Here is a 940-nt window from a genome sequence, read left to right as displayed (position 1 = left end):
AGGTCGCTCGGGTGGTGGACCCGGACCGCGGGGACGTCCTCGACGACGACCTGCGTGTCGTCCGCCGACGGCGTCCCGCCCGGGGTGCGCGCGACGGCCGCACGGTCCGCGTCGACGGCGGCCGCACGGCCGGCGGGCGTCGGCGTCGCGGGCATACCGGCGAGTCTAGGCAGGGCGGCCCGGCCTGGCCGGGACCTGCGCCGATGTGGACTCCCCGGGCTGGCGTGTTCGTCGCGCTTGGTCCGGATCGTCGGGTCTAGCGTGGCGACGAGGGTCACCGTGGCGAGCGGGTGCGGTCCCGCGAGGTGCCCCGTGGGCTGGTGCCCGCTGGAGGTCACGTGGTCGACGAGGTGGGGGCGGACGTCGAGACGACGCTCCGCAAGATCTGGTGGCTGCCCGTCCTGCGCGGAGCCGTGCTGCTGGTGCTGGGGCTGCTCATGCTCATCCAGCCCCTCGGCACGGTGAAGGCGCTCGTCTGGGTCTACGGCCTGTTCGCGATCATCGACGGCGTGATCGCGCTGGGCCAGTGGCTCGGCAACCGCAAGGAGAAGGGGGCGGGCTGGTGGGCCGTGGCCGGGCTCGTCGGCATCGCGTTCGGCGTGATCGCGCTCGTGTGGCCGGGCCCGACGATCGCGGTGATCTTCTACCTCATCTCCTTGTGGGTGCTGGTGCTGGGCGTGCTCGCGGTCATCGCCTCGGTGGTGCTGTACCGGGCGCGCGACATCGGCTGGTACTGGGTGCTGACGTTCGGGCTCGTCGCGTTCCTGTTCGGGCTGCTGCTCGTCATCAACCCGCAGGAGTCGCTCACGGTCGTCGTGGTGCTGCTGGGCCTGTACGCGTTCGTCGGCGGGGTCGTGCTGGTGATCAGCGGCTTCGCGACGCGGTCGTTCGCGCAGCAGGTCGGCCGGGGCTCGGCCGTCGTGTGAGGGGCGGGGGCGGG

At 72.9% G+C, this 940-nt stretch carries 1 protein-coding gene; it reads left to right on the top strand.

Going from position 1 to position 940, the window contains the following annotated elements; genetic code table 11:
* Positions 1–338: 338 nt before the first annotated feature.
* Positions 339–926, top strand: coding sequence for an HdeD family acid-resistance protein (locus CBZ_RS20225; RefSeq protein ID WP_130783212.1), 588 nt, complete (start codon positions 339–341; stop codon positions 924–926).
* Positions 927–940 lie beyond the last annotated feature (14 nt).

The sequence above is a fragment of the Cellulomonas biazotea genome (assembly GCF_004306155.1).
Lineage (GTDB): Bacteria > Actinomycetota > Actinomycetes > Actinomycetales > Cellulomonadaceae > Cellulomonas > Cellulomonas biazotea.
This window is presented reverse-complemented; position numbering and strand designations above follow the sequence as displayed.